The organism is Halorhodospira sp. 9622 (assembly GCF_022228025.1).
GTDB classification, from domain to species: domain Bacteria; phylum Pseudomonadota; class Gammaproteobacteria; order Nitrococcales; family Halorhodospiraceae; genus Halorhodospira; species Halorhodospira halophila_A.
The window spans coordinates 70,232-76,443 of sequence record NZ_JAJNRE010000014.1 but is presented as its reverse complement, the minus strand read 5'-3'; the positions used below and the strand labels follow the sequence as shown (position 1 = coordinate 76,443).

The following is a 6,212-nucleotide window of genomic DNA, read 5'->3' as shown; positions in this document are numbered from 1 at the left end:
TCACTACGTCGAAATTGCCCGTGCCCAAGAGGACTTCGGCAGCGTCCGCGCTGTCGGCATCGACGAGACGGCCTCGCGGCGCGGGCAGAACTACATCACCGTCTTCCAGGACCTTGATGCCCGCCGCCTGCTCTTCGCCTGTCAGGGACGCGATCAGTCGACCGTCGGGGCCTTTGTGGCCGATCTTCACCGCCACGGTGGCGATCAGGATGCGATCGAGGCGGTCTGCATCGACATGAGCAAGGCCTACATCGCCGGTGTGCAGAAGCATCTGCCTGGGGCCGCGATTACCTTCGACGCCTTCCACGTGGTGCAGCTGGCCAACCAGGCTGTCGACGAGGTCCGCCGCGCCGAGGTGCGCATCGAGCCGGCGCTCAGGCGCACGCGCTGGGTCTGGCTCAAGGACGCTGCACGGCACACGCTCAAGCAGCTCACCGATCTCCATTACCTGTCGCGGACACGACTGAAGACCGCCCGCGCCTGGCGGCTCAAGGCCCCTGGGTGTCAACCTGTCTGACGACACAGGCGGCCGAGAAACCTGTATAACGTAGGACAGGGCGCCCAGGAGATCAGAGCAATGGCCGTAGACACCGAAGTGGTAACCGACCCGAAGCTGGAGCGGCGCACGCGCCGGCAGTTCTCTGCTGCTGAGAAGCGCAGGCTGCTTTCCGAGTATGACAACCTCCCCCGGGGGGAGAAAGGCGCCTGGCTGCGCCGTGAGGGGCTCTATGGCGCCCAGCTGGCCAATTGGCGCAAGACGCTCAAGGAGCAGGGCGAACAGGGCCTGGAGCCGAAATCCGGCGGTCGCAAGCCCAAAGACCCGCGAGAGCGACGGATCGAGGAGCTCGAGCGGGAGAACGCACGTCTGCAGAAGCGGCTGCACTCGGCAGAGGAGTGCCTGTCGCTGCAAAAAAAGTTGTTGACGCTGGTCGAGGAGACCCAAGACAGCGAGAACTCGCTATGAGGTGCCTCGAGCAGCGTCCCCCGGAGCTGCCGCGCAGCCGTGCCTGTCACGCGCTGGGCCTTTCGCGTACCGGTACATATCCCCGGAACCGGCGGGTATCGCCACCGTCACCGAAGAAAGGCGTACAGCCGAATGCCCTCAGCGAGGCGGAGAAGCAGGCGATTCGGGACCAGCTCCACAGCCCCGACTACGAGGATCTCGGCCCCCGGGTGGTCCACGCGAAAGAGCTCAACGCCGGACGGCTGTTGGCCTCGCTCTCGACTTATTACCGGGTGTTGCGTGCTGCCGGGGAGACAACCGAGCGGCGCAATCAGCGCCCGCCTCAACGCCACGCGGTGCCGCGTTTGGTCGCCGATCGTCCCCTGGCTGTGGCCACGTGGGACATCACCAAGCTGCCCACCACGCAGCCGCGGCGCTACCTCAATCTCTACCTGGTCATCGACCTGTTCAGCCGCTTCCCGCTGGGCTGGTTGATCAGCCAGAAGGAGAACGCCGCGGTTGCCCGGCACCTATTCCACGGCGTGCTGCAGCGCTACGGCATTGAGCCGGGGCAGCTGATCGTCCACCAAGACCGTGGGGCGCCGATGATCGCCCACAGCTACCGAGAGTTCCTCGATGCCTTCGGCGTCCGGCGCAGCTACTCGCGCCCGAGGGTGAGCAACGACAACGCCTTCAGCGAGGCGATCAACAAGACCCTCAAGTACAGCCCCGGCTATCCGGGCCGGTTCGCAGACATCGGGCATGCCCGGCAGTGGACCGGTGCCTTCATGCAGGAGTACCAGCACCGGCCCCACGAGGGCCTGGCCGGATTCACCCCCTACGACGTCTTCCACGGCCTCGTGGAGAGCGTCGCTAGTCGGCGGCAGGCAGCGCTAGACGCCCATTACGCGGCGCACCGGAACCGTTACCCCAATGGCCCGCCAAAGGCCAAACGGCCGCAGTCAGTGGTCACCATCAACGCTGATGCACACCAGACCACCGCCGAGGAACTGCTCAATGGACCCGATGAGCAGCTGACCACTCAACCCCCAACCGTGGAGGTGCCCAGCGTGGGCTTACCGTAATCAGGAAAAATCGCCTCAACCGTCGGATAAAGGTTGACACATTCCGCCCCCCGATCCCCCGAGAGCCTCAGCCGTATATCCGTGCTCGCCGCAAGATCCCCGTTCGGGTAGCGGTAGGTCACGGTCTCCCCGGACGGACTCAGCGACACCCCGTCCGCAAGTGTGCGCTGCCTATGACCGCCCCCGGGGCAGTCCTCCCAAGTTAAACAGGTAACGGCCGTTTGACCCCGGGTCAGAGCGGTCTGTTTCTTGGATCATCAGAGGCTTATCGCGCCGAACCCGGCGAGACGCTGTAGTGCCAAACTTTGATCGCATTAGTTTGCTGGTCCGGAGAGAACCGCGGCATAATGTGAAGCCACGTGCGTCGAACGCCTGGAGTCGAGCATCGGAGATGCGTTTCAGTGGCCCTAGAAGCCATGCAGATGCAACTTCAGGCATCGACATGGGCCCACACCGAGGTGTCGACCCAGCGGGCGCCCCCAAAGCCCCCTCAAGAACTGGAGGTGAAGCCGCCGACTCAAGCGAACAGTAGTCCGTAGTGCCAAATTTAAAGCGCACTCCTGGCGCATCAATGGGTTATACGCGCGGCTGTTTAACTTGGGAGTCCTCGCCATCCACTTCCCAGCCGCCGCCCGTCAGCACGACATCCACCTCGCGAGCCCCATCCTCGAACCCGCAAACCATCGCGCGTGAACGCGCGGCCCGCAGATCCGACATCAGCTGATCCCGCGCCTCCATCACCGTCGCAGCGCCAGCCGAACCGCCAAGGCCGGAAGCGGCCATCCCGGCCACGATGCTGAGGATCACCAGGACGAGAACGATCTCGATGAGGGTGTACCCGCCGCCTCCCCCCCTGCCTACTTTTGTCACCACCTCCCCCTCGCGCCGCCCACCACACCGTGCTCCACGCACTTGCCGGGACGCGTATCTCTAGGCGCAAGTATACCCCGGTTTACACGTCCCGGCCCACTTTTCGCGTTCCTCGCTGGGTCGCGTAGATGGATCACCCAAGACCCGGCAAGGCGATCATCTGACCAACGTGCTCGGCACGGGCGGTGAAGCGGCGAAGGCAAGCGCCGAAGGCTCACGAGAGAGATGAAACAGGACCCCCCCCCTACAAGAACAACCTCAAAATGCCGTCAGAGCGACGCTACGGACTCATGAACGTGCTCAAAAGACGAAATGCCAACCGGCTCTTTAGCCGAGCAATATTGAGCCAGCGGCGATTAACCGCTCTCTGCCAAAGGATTACACGGAGCACGACACCACCAAGAACTATGCTTCGTTACAATTCACTGCGAATTTTTGATATTTTTCATCCGGAGACTAACACCAGCCCAGAACTTTCCAAAATACGCGGACAAAATAACAATAATAAAGGCGCTCGCCCATCCGACCACTGTGTGCTCATATAAAAACTCTGGCCAGACCCACAACACCAACAAATGAAAGATATAGACAGCTAGCGCCGCTTGACCAACCAGCACAAACCGATCCAATCTAAAAAGTGAATACAGCGGCCAGTAAACAAAGGGGATCATCAATGCTAGCCCGCACATGACCACCATCGTTGAAACCGATGCTCTGAATACGGAAAGCTCCCACGGGACAAGCCGAGCGTCACCTACACTAATCGGCCAACCCATCTGTCCCGCCAACCACTCAAAACCGAGGCCTAGCAGCACCAGGACACCGCCAAATATAAACAAACGCAGTCTTTCGTACGTTTCACCCAACCTCACTTCAGAGATTGCAACCCCAATAAGAAATGGTATGATCCAGACCACAAGCGGGTAGAATCCCTTGCTGACGAGACCAAATGCAGCTTCGACAACCCCACTAGCGCCAGCGCTAAGCGGGTCTATGACCCCTGGCGGAGTATCGCACACACAAACACAACCGAAAAAAATCGCGAGAAAAAAACACCCGAGGGATGCGACAAAAAACGCACCCATAATACCAAACAAAACTTGACGCTGCGGGATCGGCCCTACTACCGCTGATAAAATCAATAGAGCGCCGAGTGTATGTAAGACTACTGGAATTTCAAAAGAAGGCGCATGGCGCGCCACCTCCTGAAGAACCCCACCTAGGACAATCAGTAGCGCACCACGTACAAATAGCTTCTTCCGCGCCCGCTCCCTCTTCTTCAAAACCCAGGCAGTTGTCATTCCGGCCAAGAGTGCGAAACCAAAAGCTAGCCAAAGTGCACCCCATGCAACGCTCCCTAAAACTCCTTCACCCAGGCGGGGCGCGGCATGCACCCATACCATGACGAGAATCGCGATCCCCCGGGCGGAGTCAATAACAGGATCACGATTCGTGCTTTCCACCTTTTGCTTACCCCGCCACCACCGCCCAAAACATCATTGGCGGTGTCATTTTTAATGATCCTGGCACTTTTACACAATACGCACAAACAGCTTGCGCGCAACAGCTACCTTTATTTAGCCGCCCCCCCCCGATAGCGCCATCTCTCTACCTCTGCAGATTCTGGATATTCTTTATGATCCGGGACCTTATCTACCCAATCATTCCGAGTGCTGCCAAAACGAGACTGGTGGCCCTCGGCGAATACAGCCCACTCTTCGTAGTCATTTTTATCGCGGGGAAGACCCCCGACATAAGTATTGACTGATTCTGGGTGGACAACATTTTCCTTCTCACCACCTTCATTGCACGTATCTTCTATATCACACCAACCATCATTAGGATTGTATGTCTCCCCACCCCCATTTTTACCAGAGCCTCCCTCCGACTGACACTCCGTGCAATCGACATAACGTTGGGTCTCGATATCGTTTTCCTGGGCATAAAAGGGATTCTGGTTCTGATCCAAAAACTCTTCTTCTGTCACGCCAGCATATACATCGGGTACATCATAATCCTCAAAATTAACATCACCAAAGAAGTTAACTCCAGAGTAGCGCCCTGCTTGCGTTGTGTCTCGGCTTCTACCTATATCCTCGACCACCGGCCAGTCGATACCTCCTCCTATATACACTTCGTCATGAAACGTATATGAAGCATAATGGAGCTCTGCGTAATCAGACCCAGAACCCAGACCTATTCCACTTGTAAAATGTTCTTTCGGGTCGTTAGGCAGCGACGCATGTCCGCGTTCGTCCGCTATCTCCGCATACCGCTCATTCGAGAACCCCACATCACCAAGGAATGCTGTCCGGCCCTCAAATTCTAAGGCTGTCCAATCGTCGGCATCTCTCATCACACCATAAATGACAAAATTAACGTCCAGCTCACCATTTTCCATGGTGGGGTCACCAAAACGGACATCCTCCGAAAACAGGATATCACCACGTATATCATCGGCAAAATGAGAGTCAAAGAGAATGTTAAGTTCCGTATGGTCACCGGTCTCATCAGGAGGCGCAAAGGTCACCGCTTCACCAAAACGGACACCATCATCTTGGAAAACACCCGCAAACTCCGTAGAATAATTCTCCGGAATCCGCAATTCATTAGGCGCAAAGACAATATCCTCGCCCTCTTCATTTTCCGCGCAAGGATAGCACCTATTATCGATTACATGTTCACACTTCCCCTTAGGACAACCATCACTCCCGGGCTCAGGAAAATCGTCCTTCGCTTCGATCTCAAAACGTACTGGGTCTTCGAACTCATCAAAACCCTGCTGTATTTGATTCGCCACTTCCTCCCAAAGCGGGTCGCCTCGGCACACTTGGCCAAGATCAACATCCTGAGCGCAGTCAACATTTTCATCCAGCAACTGGCTAAAGAAACTGAGCGAATAGCGAACCGGAATCTCACCTACGATATAGTGCTGTACATCAGAATCGACAGAATCTTCACTGTAGCCGATGAAATAAATTTCACCAACACCGCTCCCACGCTCTCGTCCTAGCCGGACAGGGCTGTCCTGACCAGATGGAAACTCATCATCTAAAAGATCATCGAAGCTGCCATTGCCACCATCCCAGAAGAATTGGTATGCGGTTTCCGCGGCAAAGAAAGCGCGCGTATCTTCCAAAAGAGCGCTACTGGTCTCGGCACGGCCACTTACAAGCTGAGTGATGCTCACTACAATCGTCGAAACCGCAACGAGCACAAATACCGCGATGATCAGCGCGCCCCCGCGCTGATAACGCTCGCTGTTCAATAACGCGTTGTGGTGTACACTATTTCGGTTCATGGCTTTTCTCCGC

The 6,212-nt window shown here is 57.3% G+C and carries 6 protein-coding genes; 3 read left to right on the top strand and 3 right to left on the bottom strand.

Going from position 1 to position 6,212, the window contains the following annotated elements; genetic code table 11:
• From LRG07_RS09315 to LRG07_RS09305, 3 genes are all read left to right on the top strand, one after another.
• On the top strand, window positions 1-517 hold a 517-nt coding region (locus tag LRG07_RS09315), incomplete at its 5' end, for a transposase (RefSeq protein ID WP_238642222.1).
• Window positions 518-577: 60 nt separating this feature from the next.
• A complete protein-coding gene (locus tag LRG07_RS09310; RefSeq protein ID WP_201243032.1) occupies window positions 578-964 on the top strand; it encodes a transposase in 387 nt (128 codons plus the stop codon).
• The gene (locus tag LRG07_RS09305; protein WP_201243031.1) at window positions 961-2,028 is read left to right on the top strand and encodes a DDE-type integrase/transposase/recombinase; all 1,068 of its coding nucleotides are present in this window, start codon (window positions 961-963) and stop codon (window positions 2,026-2,028) included. The genes LRG07_RS09310 and LRG07_RS09305 overlap by 4 nt, the downstream gene beginning before the upstream one ends.
• A 576-nt stretch (window positions 2,029-2,604) precedes the next feature.
• On the opposite strand, the gene LRG07_RS09300 is transcribed toward LRG07_RS09305, so the two are convergent.
• The 3 genes from LRG07_RS09300 to LRG07_RS09290 form a co-directional block, all read right to left on the bottom strand.
• Complete coding sequence (locus LRG07_RS09300; RefSeq protein ID WP_238642221.1) at window positions 2,605-2,898, bottom strand: type II secretion system protein; 294 nt, start codon at window positions 2,896-2,898, stop codon at window positions 2,605-2,607.
• A 422-nt stretch (window positions 2,899-3,320) separates the two neighbouring features.
• The gene (locus LRG07_RS09295) at window positions 3,321-4,361 is read right to left on the bottom strand and encodes a heparan-alpha-glucosaminide N-acetyltransferase domain-containing protein (RefSeq protein ID WP_238642220.1); all 1,041 of its coding nucleotides are present in this window, start codon (window positions 4,359-4,361) and stop codon (window positions 3,321-3,323) included.
• A 110-nt stretch (window positions 4,362-4,471) separates the two neighbouring features.
• Window positions 4,472-6,199 carry a pilus assembly PilX N-terminal domain-containing protein gene (locus LRG07_RS09290; protein WP_238642219.1) on the bottom strand — a complete coding sequence of 576 codons (1,728 nt, stop codon included), beginning with the start codon at window positions 6,197-6,199 and terminating at the stop codon, window positions 4,472-4,474.
• Window positions 6,200-6,212 lie beyond the last annotated feature (13 nt).

Excerpts from the sequence above, each read along its gene's own strand:
- LRG07_RS09310 (WP_201243032.1), top strand. The coding sequence starts at position 578 with ATGGCCGTAGACACCGAAGTGGTAACCGACCCGAAGCTGGAGCGGCGC.
- LRG07_RS09305 (WP_201243031.1), top strand. The coding sequence starts at position 961 with ATGAGGTGCCTCGAGCAGCGTCCCCCGGAGCTGCCGCGCAGCCGTGCC.
- LRG07_RS09290 (WP_238642219.1), bottom strand. The coding sequence starts at position 6,199 with ATGAACCGAAATAGTGTACACCACAACGCGTTATTGAACAGCGAGCGT.